The organism is Sinorhizobium sp. NFACC03 (genome assembly GCF_900103435.1).
GTDB lineage: Bacteria > Pseudomonadota > Alphaproteobacteria > Rhizobiales > Rhizobiaceae > Ensifer.
The window spans coordinates 67686-82562 of the sequence record NZ_FMXF01000002.1; the positions used below are offsets into that span (position 1 = coordinate 67686).

The 14877-nt window shown below is 61.8% G+C and carries 17 protein-coding genes; 10 read left to right on the top strand and 7 right to left on the bottom strand.

All coding sequences use genetic code 11. The annotated features are described in order from the left end of the window. Window position 1 precedes the first annotated feature (1 nt). Genes BLU35_RS05740 through BLU35_RS05750 form a run of 3 tightly spaced genes read left to right on the top strand, consistent with a single transcriptional unit; the run spans window position 2 to window position 2912 of the window. Complete coding sequence (locus BLU35_RS05740) at window positions 2-442, top strand: EamA family transporter (protein WP_058320563.1); 441 nt, start codon at window positions 2-4, stop codon at window positions 440-442. After that, window positions 439-1449 (top strand): NAD-dependent epimerase/dehydratase family protein, encoded by a 1011-nt coding sequence (locus BLU35_RS05745; RefSeq protein WP_093232371.1) that lies wholly within the window; start codon window positions 439-441, stop codon window positions 1447-1449. Before BLU35_RS05740 ends, BLU35_RS05745 begins: the two co-directional genes overlap by 4 nt. An 11-nt stretch (window positions 1450-1460) precedes the next feature. After that, on the top strand, window positions 1461-2912 hold the full coding sequence (locus tag BLU35_RS05750; protein ID WP_176907137.1) for an aspartate aminotransferase family protein: 1452 nt from the start codon (window positions 1461-1463) through the stop codon (window positions 2910-2912). Window positions 2913-2947: 35 nt separating this feature from the next. Here BLU35_RS05750 and BLU35_RS05755 read toward each other — a convergent pair whose 3' ends face one another. Together BLU35_RS05755 and BLU35_RS05760 are read right to left on the bottom strand one after the other, a co-directional pair. Further along, window positions 2948-3547 (bottom strand): YceI family protein, encoded by a 600-nt coding sequence (locus BLU35_RS05755; RefSeq protein WP_058328562.1) that lies wholly within the window; start codon window positions 3545-3547, stop codon window positions 2948-2950. Continuing rightward, on the bottom strand, window positions 3544-4164 hold the full coding sequence (locus BLU35_RS05760; protein WP_093232373.1) for a cytochrome b: 621 nt from the start codon (window positions 4162-4164) through the stop codon (window positions 3544-3546). The genes BLU35_RS05755 and BLU35_RS05760 overlap by 4 nt, the downstream gene beginning before the upstream one ends. A 234-nt stretch (window positions 4165-4398) precedes the next feature. On the opposite strand from BLU35_RS05760, the gene BLU35_RS05765 reads away from it, so the two are divergent. The 7 genes from BLU35_RS05765 (at window position 4399) to pyrG (ending at window position 10219) form a co-directional block, all read left to right on the top strand. Continuing rightward, window positions 4399-4854: a hypothetical protein gene (locus BLU35_RS05765; RefSeq protein ID WP_058328564.1), complete on the top strand. Its 456-nt coding sequence runs from the start codon at window positions 4399-4401 to the stop codon at window positions 4852-4854. Window positions 4855-5061: 207 nt separating this feature from the next. Further along, window positions 5062-5532 carry a GNAT family N-acetyltransferase gene (locus tag BLU35_RS05770; protein ID WP_058328565.1) on the top strand — a complete coding sequence of 157 codons (471 nt, stop codon included), beginning with the start codon at window positions 5062-5064 and terminating at the stop codon, window positions 5530-5532. Between the two features lie 59 nt (window positions 5533-5591). Next, entirely contained in the window at window positions 5592-6110 is a 519-nt protein-coding gene (locus BLU35_RS35900; protein ID WP_210185115.1) for a class I SAM-dependent methyltransferase, read from the top strand. A gap of 99 nt (window positions 6111-6209) precedes the next feature. After that, window positions 6210-6926: a GNAT family N-acetyltransferase gene (locus BLU35_RS36610; protein ID WP_353615017.1), complete on the top strand. Its 717-nt coding sequence runs from the start codon at window positions 6210-6212 to the stop codon at window positions 6924-6926. 121 nt (window positions 6927-7047) lie between these two features. Further along, on the top strand, window positions 7048-7818 hold the full coding sequence (tpiA, locus tag BLU35_RS05780) for a triose-phosphate isomerase (protein ID WP_093232374.1): 771 nt from the start codon (window positions 7048-7050) through the stop codon (window positions 7816-7818). Window positions 7819-7948: 130 nt separating this feature from the next. Beyond that, window positions 7949-8443 carry a preprotein translocase subunit SecG gene (secG, locus tag BLU35_RS05785; RefSeq protein WP_093232375.1) on the top strand — a complete coding sequence of 165 codons (495 nt, stop codon included), beginning with the start codon at window positions 7949-7951 and terminating at the stop codon, window positions 8441-8443. A 138-nt stretch (window positions 8444-8581) separates the two neighbouring features. Next, window positions 8582-10219 carry a CTP synthase gene (gene pyrG, locus BLU35_RS05790; RefSeq protein WP_082616291.1) on the top strand — a complete coding sequence of 546 codons (1638 nt, stop codon included), beginning with the start codon at window positions 8582-8584 and terminating at the stop codon, window positions 10217-10219. Window positions 10220-10318: 99 nt separating this feature from the next. Here the strand turns inward: pyrG and BLU35_RS05795 are convergent, their stop codons facing one another. From BLU35_RS05795 to BLU35_RS05815, 5 genes are all read right to left on the bottom strand, one after another. Beyond that, the gene (locus BLU35_RS05795; RefSeq protein WP_093232376.1) at window positions 10319-11506 is read right to left on the bottom strand and encodes a DUF418 domain-containing protein; all 1188 of its coding nucleotides are present in this window, start codon (window positions 11504-11506) and stop codon (window positions 10319-10321) included. Between the two features lie 236 nt (window positions 11507-11742). Beyond that, entirely contained in the window at window positions 11743-12393 is a 651-nt protein-coding gene (locus BLU35_RS05800) for a CDP-alcohol phosphatidyltransferase family protein (protein ID WP_058320571.1), read from the bottom strand. After that, window positions 12383-12781 carry a hypothetical protein gene (locus BLU35_RS05805; RefSeq protein WP_057255650.1) on the bottom strand — a complete coding sequence of 133 codons (399 nt, stop codon included), beginning with the start codon at window positions 12779-12781 and terminating at the stop codon, window positions 12383-12385. The genes BLU35_RS05800 and BLU35_RS05805 overlap by 11 nt, the downstream gene beginning before the upstream one ends. Next, on the bottom strand, window positions 12778-13728 hold the full coding sequence (locus BLU35_RS05810; RefSeq protein WP_093232377.1) for a phosphatidate cytidylyltransferase: 951 nt from the start codon (window positions 13726-13728) through the stop codon (window positions 12778-12780). The genes BLU35_RS05805 and BLU35_RS05810 overlap by 4 nt, the downstream gene beginning before the upstream one ends. Further along, entirely contained in the window at window positions 13725-14372 is a 648-nt protein-coding gene (locus BLU35_RS05815) for a lysophospholipid acyltransferase family protein (RefSeq protein ID WP_502688135.1), read from the bottom strand. The genes BLU35_RS05810 and BLU35_RS05815 overlap by 4 nt, the downstream gene beginning before the upstream one ends. Window positions 14373-14877: the final 505 nt, after the last annotated feature.

The following is a 14877-nucleotide window of genomic DNA, read 5'->3' on the forward strand; positions in this document are numbered from 1 at the left end:
AATGAAATATATTCCATTCATTCTCTTTACGGTGCTTACCAACGCTGCCGCTCAGCTCATGCTGAAACAGGGCATGCTGACGCTCGGGCCGATTTCGATGACCGCTGAAACGGCGATCGTCCGGCTGTTCCAGATCGTCTTCAACCCCTGGGTCTTTGCCGGCCTCGCGACCTTCGTCATTTCGATGGCGTCGCATCTCTATGTGCTGTCGAAGGTCGAGCTTTCCTTTGCTTATCCGTTCCTGAGCCTCGCCTACGTCGCAGTCGCGGTCTTCGCCTATTTCGTTTTCCGCGAGGACCTCAATGCCTGGCGCATCGCCGGCATCGCGCTGATCTGCGCAGGAACCCTTCTTATCGCCCAGTCGGGCATCTCATCCCACGCCGATGACAAGTCGGCGGATGCAGCCGGGGTGAGCACTGCAGAATTCGGGAGCAAGTCATGAAACACATCATCTTTGGTGGCGACGGCTTTGTTGGCCGTCACCTGGCGGAACGTCTAGTCAAGGACGGCGAGGACGTGGTGATCGCCGATATCGTCAAGTCCGACCTGCCGCATTACGGCCGCGCCCGCTTCGTCCATTGCGACGTCACTGACCTGAAGGCTGTACAGAAGGTCGGCATCGGTCCCGATGACATGGTCTACAATATGGCGGCCAAGATGCTGTCGCCGCTGCAGATCCGCTCGAAGCGCTGGGAATTCTTCTGGCCCGTCAACTATTACGGCGCCGAAAACATCATGAAGGCCATGGACGCCGCCGGCGCATCGCGCCTGGTGCAGTTCACCACCGACATGATCTACGGCCACACGGTGCAATCGCCGCAGACCGAAACCCATCCGGCAAAGCCGCTCGGCGAATACGGCAAGTCGAAATGGGCGACCGAGCAGCTTGCGGTGCAATGGCGCAAGCAGGGCATGAACATTTCGATCTTCCGCCCGCGCCTGATCATCGGCCCCGGTCGTCTCGGCATTCTCGAGAAGCTGTTCAAGCTGATCGACATGAACCTGCCGGTGCCGATGATCGGCTCGGGCAAGGTGCCCTATCAGTTCATCTCGGTCTTCGATTGCGCCGAAGCTGCACGCCTTGCCTGGAAGGGTGGCGTGCCGAATGAAGCTTACAATCTCGGCTCCGACAATCCGCCCTCGGTGCGCGACCTGCTCGGCAATCTCATCAAGCACGCCGGTTCCAAATCGTTCCTGCTGCCGACGCCCGCCTTCGCGGTCAAGCAGACGCTGGCCTTCTTCGATCTGATCAACAAGCCGATCATGGATCCGGAGCAGTATCTGATCGCCGACGAGATGTGCGTGCGTGAGACCGGCAAGCTGAAGCGCGAGCTCGGATGGCGTGCGGAATACAATGATGGCGACATGCTGGTCGCCGCCTATGACGAATATCGGGCAAAGAAAATGGGTGCCGCGGCCACCGCCGCCTTCGCCGTGCCGGCCGAATGAGGGGAGACACCATGTTGGACATACCGAACCGTATCGCCGTTGCCGCCCCTTCGCTCGATGGTGGTGTGACAAAGCCCGAACTGATCACCGTGGAACAGGCAAAGGCCATGTCGATCGGCGACATCACCACGGCTTTCAAGGAGCATCTGAATCCCGGACAGCTTCACTTTATGAAGCTTCTTGGCTTCCACAAGGTGAAGATCGAAAGCGCCGAGGGCATGTTCTATACCGACCAGAACGGCCGCAAGATCCTCGATTTCTTCGGTGGCTTCGGCTCGCTGGCCTTCGGCCATAACCATCCGCGCATCCTTGAAGCGCGGCAGAAGTTCCAGGACGAGAAGCGTCACGAGATCGCCATCGCCTTCATGTCGCAATATGCGGCGGCGCTGGCCAAGAACATCGCCGCCTGCTCGCCGGGTGACCTCGACATGGTCTTCCTCGGCTCGTCCGGCTCGGAAGCGATGGAGGCTGCCGTCAAGCTTGCCGAGCGTGCGGCCGGTCCGAAGCGGCCTAAGGTCGTCTATGCCGAGAATTCCTTCCACGGCAAGACCAAGGGTGTGCTCGCCATCACCGACGGCCAACTCTATCGCGCCGACTTCAAGCTCACCGACAATACGGTGCGCGTTCCCTTCGCCGATATCGACGCGGTGGAAAACGCCTTCAAGTCCGATCCGGAAATCGGTGTCATCGTGCTCGAAACCATCCAGGGAGGCGGCGGCATCATCCAGGCGCCGGCCGAGTATTGGCAGAAGCTTCGTGCGCTCTGCGACAAGTACGGCGTGCTCTGGGTCGCCGACGAGGTACAGTGCGGTTATGGTCGCTCCGGCCGCTTCTATGCGTTCGAGCACTATGGTGTCGTGCCTGACGTGACAGCGCTCGCCAAGTCGCTCGGCGCCGGCAAGGCAGCCGTCGGCGCGATGATCGCCCGTCGCGAAGTCTACATGAAGGCCTACGGCACGGCGAAGACCGCAATGATCCATGCCATGGCGACCTTTGGCGGCATGGGCGAGGCCTGCGTCACGGCGATCGAAGGCATCAACGTGCTCTATGACGAGCACCTGATCGACCGGGCCGCCGACAGCGGCAACTATCTGCTCGATCGCCTGCAGGCGCTGAAGGAGAAATACCCGAAGATCATCAAGGACGTTCGCGGCCAGGGGCTGATGGTCGGCCTGGAGTTCCAGGACTTCAGCCAGACGCTGCCGATGGTGCTGCGCCCAGTCGTCTCCATGCTTGACGACAAACTCAAGGGTTCGTTGTCCGGCTTCATCGGCGCGCTGCTCCTACGCGACTACGATGTGCTGGTGGCCTTTACCGAATACAATCGCAACGTCATCCGGCTCGAGCCGCCGCTGATCTGCGAGCGCGCTCATGTCGACCAGTTCATCGCGGCGCTCGACGACCTGCTCGGCCGCGGTATCGTGCGCATCGTCAAGGATTTCGTCGGCAGCCAGATCGGCTGAGCCGAGGACTTGCGTTCATAAAGGGGCAGGGGCGTTCACCGCCTCTGCCCTTTGATGTTCATGTCGAACTCGACGACGTTGGAATAGATCGGCGTGCCGACATCCATGCCATAGGGCGAACGGTGGATGTTGCCGCGGATGTTGAAGGCGATCGAGCCGCGGTTCCAGTCAAGCAGCGTCACCGAGAAGCGTTCCTTTCGCGAGGTGCCGCGGGCGGTCAACGTTCCTTCGACCGCCGCCGTAGCGGGGCCGGTCTGCTTCACATTCGTCGAACGGAAGGTGACGGTGCTGTAGTTCGCGGTGTCGAAAACGGCGCTGGACTTCAGGAAATCCTCGGTCCGCTTCTCTCCCGTTTTCACACTTTCCGGGTAGAGCGTGAACTCGACGGTCGAGTGGTCGACATCATTTCGGTCGATGCGGAAGCTGCCGGAAAATTTGCCGAAGTCGCCGACGATTCCTCCGCCGCCTGCTTGTGCTACCGTGAAATGGATACGGGAAGCGGGCGTGATGCCGTAGTTTCCGGCCGCATCGGCAAGGTCTGGCGCGGCGCCGACAGCGAGCGAGGGACTAACGGACATGGCCGCCAGCAAGGCGAGTGCAATTGCCTTGGGTGATGGTTGCAAGCGCAGTGTCATGGTTTCTTCCTTCCAGCGATGACCGGATTCGCGCCCGCCGTTTGGGAGCGTTTATGGCGGCGCGATCCGGTTGGCAGCATGCGGACGAGGACGTCGTCCCGCCGCGCAAAGTGGTGGTAGAGGGCGGCCAATACGTGAAGCGTCACAAAGACGAGGAGCAGATAGGCGAGCGTCATATGGACGAGCGTCCAGAGGTTCTCAGCCGGTGCCGATTTCGCCATCGGCAGATGCGGTATGACGACCCAGTTGAAGTAAAAGCTTGGGATGTTCAGCGTCGAGGTGGATGCGACGGCCCAACCGGCAAGCGGGACAGCGAGCGCAAGCCCCATGAGCACGATATGAGTGACGCTGCCTGCGCGCTGCTCAAGGGGGCTGAGGCCTTCCGGCGGCTTCGGATGAAGCTCGACCACGTGCCAGAGGGCGCGCACCACCGCCAGGCCAAGCGCGGTGAAACCCAGCGACTTGTGCCACTGGTACAGCGAAAACTGCAGCACTGGGTCGATCGGAACCCGGCGCATGATGAAGCCGAGGGCGAGCAAGGCAAGGATGATCGCCGCAATCGTCCAGTGAAGGATGATGGTGACCCAGCCGAACCCGGCCTTGTCGTTGCGCAACATGTTCGTCTCCGTGGTCGCCAGCCCGGCCGCTACAACTCGGTTACGGCGGTGAGACCCATGAGCTCATGCTTTTATTCGCCGATAATACCGTAAAATTGCACTGCGATCTTGTTGACGTCAGCAAGCTGTGGTCCACTTGCGGTGGAAGGGGACACGGAGGGGTTGTTCCTGGAAGCAGTTGGGCTGGCGTAGATGACGAAGAAAAAAACGACACCGAAGAAAAAAACGACACCAATGAGTCCGCATGAGCGGGAGGCTTATGATCTGGCTCGCACGGGCATCCGCCTTGGAACCGAAGGCAAATATGGCGAGGCGATCGATGCCTGGCGTCTGGCATCCGACATAGCCGATGCCCACCTCGCTTTCACGGACATGTATTACTGGATCAAGAGTGGTTACGGCGCGGCACTTTGCGATGCCGGGCGGTACCGCGAGAGCATCGCCGTCTCGCTGCTGTCCCGCGAGTGGACCTTGGAGCGGCGCCAGCCGCTTTCGTCGCTTTCGATCGCACGCTCCTACCTCGCTCTTGGCGAAGGCGAGGCGGCTGCCCCTTACCTGCGCGAGGTTCACGGCTTGATCGGCGATGCGATCTTCGAGCAGTTCGACGAAGACGTGGAGGCGGACGTTCACGCGGCGATTGCCGGCCTGGAGAACGGCGGTACACATCCGTCAGCAGGCCGACCAAAGTGACTTTGGGTTTCTAGGGTAGGGCCAGGACCATCTGCGAACCGGAGTCTAGCGCCGTTCGCTATCGCGAACGGTCAGGCGTTTTCTCGCCATGATTTCATCATACGTGCCGTTTGCCCCTTTAGCGGGTGATCCGAAGTCGACCGTTCTGGTTCCGGCTCTTTTTTAACATTTTGATTTTTCTTAGGAGTTTCCAATGGTGGGACCGTATTGCCGTCTGATGCCGAAATTACCCTCCGGCGCATTTCAGCCCTGACCGTCTGCGACGTCTGCGAGCTCAGCGAAACGCTAAGCGACGAACAGCGCAGCATGGTGGCGGACAACGGCACCTCGATTGCCGAGGCGCATTTTTCCGAGAATGCCTGGTTCCGCGCTGTTTATGCCGAAGAGACGCTGGTCGGCTTCATCATGCTGCATGAAGGATCCGACTGGGACGACGGTATCGATTGCCCCGGCGTCTATCTCTGGCGCTTCATGATTGCCCGTCCGTTCCAGGGCAGGGGCTTTGGCAAGCAGGCGATTGCCCTTGTCGTTCGTGATCTGAAGGCGCGCGGTCTTCGCGAACTCTACACGAGTTACGGACAGGGTCCCGGCAGTCCCGAAGGATTTTATCGAGAGCTCGGCTTTGAGCCGACGGGCGAGCACTATGACGACGAGCTCGAGGCCGTGCTGAAATTCTAAAAACAGCGCAGCATGGGGCCCTGGCTCCGTGTCTGCCGCACGATTTTCATGAGTAGACTATGAGTAACGATCTACACGAGGCCAATCGCCTCTCCTGGAATGCGGCGACAGTCGCGCACAACAGCCATAAGGGCGACCAGGCGGCCTTTTTCCGTGCCGGGGGCTCCACGCTCTATCCGGAGGAAATCGAACTGCTCGGTGATATCGCCGGGCTGGACCTCCTCCATCTCCAATGCAACTCCGGCCAGGACAGCCTGAGCCTTGCGCGCCTCGGCGCGAATGTGACCGGCGTCGACATCTCGGATGAGGCGATCGCCTTCGCCACGCGCCTTTCCGAAGAATGCGGGATCGCGGCCAGCTTCGAACGGTCCGACCTGTTCGAATGGTTCGAGCGTGCCCGCGCAGACGATCGGCGGTTCGATCGCGTCTTTGCGTCCTACGGCACCATCTGCTGGCTGTCGGACCTCGGCGTCTGGGCGCGCGGTATCGCCGATGTACTCAAGCCCAGCGGGCGCTTCGCCTTCATCGAGTTCCATCCCTTCGCGATGGTCTTCGACCCAAGCTGGAAGCCGCACTAGGATTACGCGCCGAAGGAACCGGTCGCCGAAGCGGGCGTCGGCGACTATGTTGCGGATTCCGGTGCCGGTCTTGCGGCCGGAGGCTACCAGGAGGGTGTGGTGGGCTTTAGCAATCCCCACCCATCTTTCGAGTTCAACTGGGGCATCGCGGATGTGATCCAGGCGCTCATCGATGCCGGGCTCCGGATCGAGCGTCTGACGGAATATCCCTATTCCAACGGCTGGATCGGTTTCGAAGGCATGCGCGACCTTGGTGGCCGGCGTATGGCGCCGCCTGCAACCATGCCAAGCCTGCCGCTTATGTATGCGATTGCGGCATTGCAGCCGCAAGGGAAGCAGGGAGCGGGGGGCAGGGGCCGGGCGGTCGCTGGCGCCAAGCCCATCACCATCCGGCCCTGGCGCACGGAAGAGAGCGAAAGGCTACTCACAATCTGGCTTGCCGCCTCGCGCATCGGTCACCCGTTCCTTGGCGAAGACCGCCTGCTCTCCCAAAAGCAGCTTGTGCGGGACACCTATCTGCCGATGGCCGACAACTGGGTCGCCGAAATCGACGGGAAGGTCGTGGGCTTCATCGGGCTGATCGGGAATTTCATCGGCGGGCTGTTCGTGGATCCGCACATTCGCGGCGCCGGTATCGGTCGCGCGCTTGTCGAGGATGCTACCGCCCGGCTCGGGCGACTGGATGTAAGCGTGTATGCCGACAACCAGGCGGCGGTCGCGTTCTATCTCCGCCTCGGTTTCGTCGAAACCGCACGCAAGGCGACCGACGACGAAGGGCTGCCGTTTGCCGTGGTCGAGATGACGCGCGCCGCATGAGGTGTCTTTGCGGCGGGGCAGGCAACCAGCCCCGCCGTCGGGAATAATCGCCGTCAGCGCTTTTATTTGCCGGCCGCATTTGCTAGGCCGCTTCGGGAGAAAAGCATCCGGAGGAAACTGCATGACGCCCGATATCCGCCCGCTCGTCGCCGGCAACTGGAAGATGAACGGAACCCGCGCCTCGCTCGATCAGATCAAGGCGATGGCCGAAGGGGTCAAGGGCGAACTCTCCGCTAAGGTCGAAACGCTGATCTGCCCGCCTGCGACCCTGCTCTACGTGGCGACGGCGCTTTGCGACGATAGTCCGTTGCTGATCGGCGCGCAGGATTGCCATCAGAAGCAGTCGGGCGCCCACACCGGCGACGTTTCCGCCGAAATGATCGCCGATTGTTTCGGCACCCACGTCATTGTCGGTCATTCCGAGCGCCGCACCGATCATGCCGAAAGCGATGCGCTGGTGCGCGCGAAGACGGAAGCCGCACACGCCGCCGAACTCGTGGCGATCGTCTGCATCGGCGAAACCGGTGACGAACGCAAGTCCGGCAAGACCCTTGATGTCCTGAGGCGCCAGCTCGCCGAGAGCTTGCCGGATGCGGCGACCGCCGAAAACACCGTCATCGCCTACGAACCCGTCTGGGCGATCGGCACGGGCCTGACGCCGACGGCGGCTGACGTCGAGGAAGCGCACGCCTTCATGCGCAAGGAACTCGTGTCGCGCTTCGCCGACGCGGGAGCCAAGATGCGTATCCTCTATGGTGGCTCGGTCAAGCCTTCCAATGCGATGGAGTTGATGGGCGTCGCCAATGTCGACGGCGCACTGATCGGCGGCGCGAGCTTGAAAGCCGAAGACTTCCTCGCCATCTACCGGGCTTATGAAGAATTGACAGCCTGATCGCCCGGGTTGCCGGGCAGGGGCTTGGAATGGCGTACGGCTTGGTATAAAGAGGCGAAAAATTGCGCCCGGCCAGGCCGAGTTTGCGCATGGTTTGATTCGTGTGCCCCAAGGGCAGGACTGGAAGCTGATGCAGACCGTACTACTCGTCATCTATCTCATGGTGGTCGTCGCCCTGATCGGCGTCGTTCTCATTCAGCGTTCCGAAGGCGGTGGTCTCGGCATCGGCGGCGGCTCGGGCTTCATGTCCGCCCGCGGCACGGCCAATGCGCTGACCCGCACGACGGCGATCCTCGCCGCGCTCTTCTTTGTCCTGGCGCTTGCCATGGGCATCCTTGCTCGCTATCAGCCGCAGGCGACCGACATCCTCGACCGTATCCCGGGCACCAGCTCGAACGGCGGCGGCGTTCTCGATTCGCTCGGCGGCGGCAACACCCAGACTCCAGCCGGTGGCGCCACCCAGCAGCAGCCGGCAACGGCCCCGGCAACCGGTAACGGCGCTGCGACTGGCAACGGTGTCCCCTCGACGGCGCCGGCAACATCGGGCGAAGCTCCGGCAGGCGGCACAACGACTGAGACGCCCGCCAACAACAATTCGGGATCGCAAGTTCCCAGCGGCCAATAAGGCCGCAATTCAGAAGAACCCGCCGGCGGATGTTTCATCCGCCGGTTTTGTTTTGTGTGAAGTCTGCCTCCATCCCAAGGCGAAAAGTTCTGGAACATGAATTTTTCGGTGGCGGAATCATTTGTTAAAAGGTATCCGGTGACTCCCATGGCGCGATATGTATTCATCACTGGCGGCGTGGTTTCCTCCCTCGGAAAAGGCATCGCTGCAGCGGCTCTCGGAGCACTGCTGCAGGCGCGTGGCTACCGGGTGAGACTGCGCAAGCTCGACCCCTACCTCAACGTTGATCCGGGCACCATGAGCCCGACCCAGCACGGTGAGGTTTTCGTAACCGACGATGGCGCGGAGACCGATCTCGATCTCGGCCACTATGAACGCTTCACGGGGCGTTCGGCGACGAAGACCGACAACATCACCACGGGCCGGATCTACAAGAACATCATCGACAAGGAACGGCGCGGCGACTATCTCGGCGCGACGGTCCAGGTGATCCCGCACGTTACCAACGAAATCAAGAATTTCGTCACCGAAGGCAACGACGACTACGACTTCGTGCTCTGCGAAATCGGCGGCACGGTCGGCGATATCGAAGCGATGCCGTTCATGGAGGCAATCCGCCAGCTCGGCAACGATCTGCCGCGCGGCACGGCGGTCTACGTCCACCTGACGCTGATGCCGTATATTCCGGCGGCCGGCGAGCTGAAGACCAAGCCCACGCAGCATTCGGTCAAGGAACTGCAGGCGCTCGGCATTCATCCCGATATCCTGCTCGTTCGTGCCGACCGTGAAATTCCGGAAGCCGAGCGTCGCAAGCTCTCGCTGTTCTGCAATGTCCGCCAGTCGGCGGTTATCCAGGCGCTCGACGTTGCCTCGATCTACGACGTTCCGATCGCTTACCACAAGGAAGGCCTCGACAACGAAGTGCTGGCCGCCTTCGGTATCGAGCCGGCGCCGAAGCCGCGCATGGAAGCCTGGGAGCGCGTTGCCGATCGTATCCGCACGCCGGAAGGCGAAGTCACGATCGCGATCGTCGGCAAGTACACCGGCCTCAAGGACGCCTACAAGTCGCTGATCGAAGCGCTCTATCACGGTGGCATCGCCAACCGGGTGAAGGTCAAGCTCGAGTGGATCGAATCGGAAGTCTTCGAGAAGGAAGACCCGGCGCCCTATCTCGAGAAGGTGCATGGCATCCTCGTTCCCGGTGGTTTCGGTGAGCGCGGCTCCGAGGGCAAGATCAATGCGGCGCGCTTTGCCCGCGAACGCAAGGTCCCCTATTTCGGCATCTGTTTCGGCATGCAGATGGCGGTCGTGGAAGCGGCCCGCAATCTCGCCGGCATCGAGAAGGCGTCGTCCACGGAATTCGGCCCGACCAAGGAGCCGGTTGTCGGCCTGATGACCGAGTGGGTGAAGGGCAACGAGCTCGAGAAGCGTTCGGCCTCCGGCAATCTCGGCGGCACCATGCGCCTCGGCGCCTACCGCGCGTCGCTCAAGGGCAGCACCAAGATCGCCGAGATCTATGGTTCGACCGATATTTCCGAGCGCCACCGCCACCGCTACGAAGTCAATGTCGACTACAAGGATCGCCTTGAGGCTTGCGGCCTTGTCTTCTCCGGCATGTCGCCGGACGGCGTGCTGCCGGAAACGGTCGAATATCCGGATCATCCGTGGTTCATCGGCGTTCAGTACCATCCGGAACTGAAGTCGCGCCCGCTTGATCCGCATCCGCTGTTTGCGAGCTTCGTCGAAGCGGCGCTGGAACAGTCCCGCCTCGTCTAAGCCGGGATTGCATCGATCAGGAAAGGCCGGTCTCGCGACCGGCCTTTTTCATGTGCGCTGGTGGTTTGGGACTGCTCCCGCGGTCAGTCGGAGGTGTTGTCAGCGCGCGCCGACCGGTTTGCGCCATTGCGGCGCCCGCCAGATGGTGATGAAGCGCAGGACCCATTCGAGCGGGCCGTAGGCGAAATAGGTCATCCACCAGCGGCTGGTGAAAAGCTGCGCCGTGAAGATGCCAAGCGCGATCAGCACGGTTGTCAGTGGTGTGACCTGGCCGATGAGGCCAAGGCCGTAGCCATGGAAGATCAGGGCGGCGATCAATGATTGCGTGAGGTAGTTGGAGAGCGCCATGCGGCCGGCAGGCGCGAGCACTTTGCGCAGCCGTTGGCCAGCTTTCGTTCCGAAGAACAGCATCACGCCGCCAACATAGGCACCCGTCAGGAACGGACCGGTGATCAGCCCGATCGAGAGCCCGATGATGGCGACAGGCGAATCGATCATCTCGACACTGGCATAGGCATAGACGATGGCGCCGGGCAGGCCGATCCACAGGCCGGCGCGCAGCAGGCGTTGGAACAGCGCCTTGTTTTCCTCCGGCCGCGCCAGCGTCTTGTGACGCCCGGCGATGAGCCCGAGTACGAACATCGCGAGTGCCGAGGGCGCCTGCAGCAAACCCAGGATCACCCAGACGGACGAAAGCTCCGTCAAGTGTTGGCTGATGATTGCCTGCCAGTCGCCTCGGAAGGCAAGTTCGGTTGCCTTGGCGGCGGCAAGGATGCCAGGCCGATCAAGCGGCGTTGGTTCCAGGGTGGCAACAATCCCGAGTGCGCCCCATGCGACGGCGACGAGAATCACCAGCCATTTCGCCAGGCGGAAGAGGGCACCGTCGCTGCGGTTTCGCAGCATCAGGAGGACAATGCCGAGCACGGCATAGGTGGTGAGAATATCGCCATGGAAGAGCAGAACCGCATGGGCGACACCGATTAGCCAGAGGCCGGCCTGCCGACGCAAGAGCCGCGGCACGAAGGCCTCGCCGGATTTTTCCGCCGAGCGCATCTGCAGGGTGAAGCTGTAGCCGAATAGAAATGAGAACAGCAGGTAGAACTTCATCTCGAAGAACAGCGCGATCACAAGATGCACGGTGCGATCGGCAATGCCGGTGAAGGCGGGGTCCGCGAGTTCCAGTCCGTAGAAGGCGGAGGCGAAGGCCATGGTGTTGACGAGAAGGATTCCGAGCAGTGCAAAGCCGCGAAGTGCGTCGACATCGTCGATGCGGTCGGGGTTGGTCATTCGTGTTCTCCGTAGCGGAAGGCGTGGAGGATCGCGCCGTAGCCGATTGAAACAGAAGTCTTTTGCGACAAATGAACCTCTCGATCGCCAGTGGGTGCAGGCAACGCCGCTCCGCCCCGTCGAGTGTTCAAGTTTAATAAATCGACTAATCAATCTAGTAATTGATGCAACGAAACGTCAAGGGGCGCCTGCGGGTTATCGCGCAGGCGTCGTTCAGTTGTAGCGGTAAGGAACGATCAGCCTTTCGGGGTGGCGTTGTGCCGGAGCCAGGCGATCTGGCGGCGGGCACGCACGAGGGCGGTTAAGGCCGCGCCGATCGAGATCAACAGCAGCGCCGCCCAGAGGATTTCACCGTCGCCGAGCCAAAGACCTTCAAAGGCCGAGAGGACCGCAGCCAGCGTGATTGTCGCCATGCGGTGCTGTTTGGCCATGGGGCCGGAGAAGTCGCTCGGGGCGCCATTGGCGCGGCCGAGTTCGCGTACATAGGCGGTCAGCACGGCGAAGGCGGCTGCGGCAAAACCGAGGGCGGGGGCGCCAATCCCGTATCCGGCGCCGACGAAGATGAAGACATCCGCGACCCGATCCGGAAACTCATTCCAGAACGGACCGTCGGCTTCGCCCTTGCCGCCCTCGACGGCGACCATGCCGTCGAAGAGATTGCAGAGCAGGCGCAACTGGCAGAAGAGGGCGGCAGCGATGAACAGCGTAACCCTCACGCCATCCTGGGTTTCGCCCGTCAGCCAGAAGGCCAGCCCGGCAAAGGCGGCGGCCAGCATGCTTGCCTGCGAGATCCGGTTGGGTGTGACATTCATCGATGCCAGGCGGCGGGCGATCGCCTGGGCCCAGCGGGTGTTGCGGCTTGCGAGCGGCCTGCGGTCACCGGTCATGCCCGGGCTCTCCTCGGTTGATGGAATAGTTGTAGATGGCGGCGTAGGTGGTCGACACCGCGAGCGGCAACGCGATCGTCCTCAGGACCTCCGGCGTGCCGCTCATCGTGTGGATTGCCACGAGCGCCGCCGACGAGCCGAGACAGGCGAGGAGCGGCGGCAGGAACAATCGCTTGGTTCCACGGAACCGCCGGGAAAGCGCGTCGACCGCTGTCTTGAGGTAAAGGGTCAGAAGCGCCGAGAGCGTACCCTGGATGACGGCGGCAAGAAGCGGCTTGGGCATCGGGTGATGGCGGTTGGCGAAAAGCGCCCAGCCGCCCATGGCGAAAAAAGCGAATGCCACGTGCACGACGCCGCTGCCCGCCAGTCCCTTCAGCTTCGCGGTCATGTCAGCGACCACCAATAGCGCATCAGATGGAAGAAGATCGGCGCCGAGAAGACGACGGAATCCAGCCGGTCGATCAACCCGCCATGGCCCTCGATCAGATGGCCCCAGTCCTTGACGCCGCGGTCCCGCTTGATCGCCGACATGACGAGCCCTCCGAAGAAGCCCATCAGGGTGATGATGAAGGACATCAACGCCGCCTGGGCGGGCGTGAACGGTGTGATCCACCAGAGCGAGGCGCCGATCAGGGTGGCGCTTGCGACCCCGCCGACAAAACCCTCGACCGTCTTCGAGGGCGAAAGCGTTGGGGCGATCTTGGTCCTGCCGAATAGCTTGCCCCAGACATATTGCAGCACGTCGCTCGATTGGACGACGATGACCAGGAAGGCGATCAAGAGAACGTTGCGTCCCTCATAGCCCGGGATCTGCAGGGTCAGCAGCGCCGGCACATGCGAGGCGCAGAAGACACAGATCATCAGCGCCCATTGCACCTCCGAGATCCTGAGCAGGAAGTCGCGCGTGTCGCCGTGCAGAACCGCGATGATCGGCATCAGCAGAAAGGCATAGACCGGCACGAAGATCGAATAGATGCCGTATTGCTCGGCCCAGAGCAGGAAATAATTGATCGGCAGCACGACGAAGAAGGCCGCGGCGATCGCCCAGTGGTCACCGCGGCGGGTGTTGATGAGCGTGATGAATTCACGCAGCGCCGCGAAAGAACAAAATGCAAAGAGCAGCAGTACGCCGACCCGACCGGCAACGAAGGCGATGGCAATCAACACCACCATCGCCCACCAGGCCCTGATGCGGGCGTTGAGGTTCTCGATCGCTCCGTTCGATCCGTCCGGTGAAAGCTTCTGCTTGAGCACGTAGCCGATGCACGATGCCAGGGCGAGAATGCCGCCGACGCCGAGAAGCAGTTTGAGCATATCCAGGCTCGCCGCGCTCATGCATTGTCTTCCGTCGAAGAGGGGGCGAGCGAGCGCAGGGCGGCCTCGGCACGAGCGATGAACTCGTCCTTGGTCTCCTGTGCCTTGAGGCGCATCGGTTCGCCGAAACTTACGGTACAGATCAGCGGGATCGGCACGAACTCCCCCTTTGGCATCACGCGGTTGAGATTGTTGATCCAGACGGGCACGAGCGCCACGTCCGGCCGCTTGCAGGCGAGGTGGTAGAGGCCGCTCTTGAAAGGCAGGAGCCGCGCCTCGGTCTGGTTGCGTGTTCCTTCGGGAAAGAGAATCAGCGACGAGCCGTCATTGAGGACGGCCGTCATCTGCTCGACCGGGTCCTGGGTGCGGGCCGCCGCGTCGCGCTCGATCAATACGGCGTCGAAGACGTCGCGACCGATGAAGGCCGAGAGCTTCGATTTCAGCCAGTATTCCGCTCCGGCAACCGGCCGCGCGTGTTCCCGAAGCCATGGTGGCAACACCGCCCAGACCAGCACGAAATCGCCATGGCTGGAATGATTGGCGAAATAGATACTCTGCTTTGGTGGGAGGCCAGTCTCATGCCAGATGGCGCGCGCCGCAGTCAGCGCGCGCGCAAACATCATGATGGCGATGGAAGCCAGCTTGGCCGTCAGATCACGGATCATGTGGGCTCATGTCCAGATGATATACAGGCCGTCGTGCCGACGCGCTTTGCAGAGCGTACCGGTCGGGCCCAGATGTGTTCCATGCCTTGCAACAATAAGATCAAGCGCTGCCCCTCAGCCTGCGCCCGGCGTAACCCCAGGCTGCAATCGACCAACTTTACGCGATTGCGCCCGCTTCTCAAGCGGTTGAAATCACACGCAACGTGATAACGGACCAGGCGCTCTGGATATTCGCTCCGGCTGAGACGCGATCGAACGCAATCCGATGCGACGCCACGCCACAGTCATCGACCTGAAAGTCGTCGTTGCCGACATTGACCACCTGCAACCCGGCCGCTAGCTTGCGGCTGCAACAAGAGGAGCGTCGTCCAATGCGCCAGTAATGCCCGGTGAAAACCGAACTCGCCTCAACTTCGCTTGCGAAGGGGATGGACAATGGCATTGCTCGACCCGCATTGACGGACAGACGCCGAGGCATTCCTCGCCTGCGATCTCTTCTCCATCG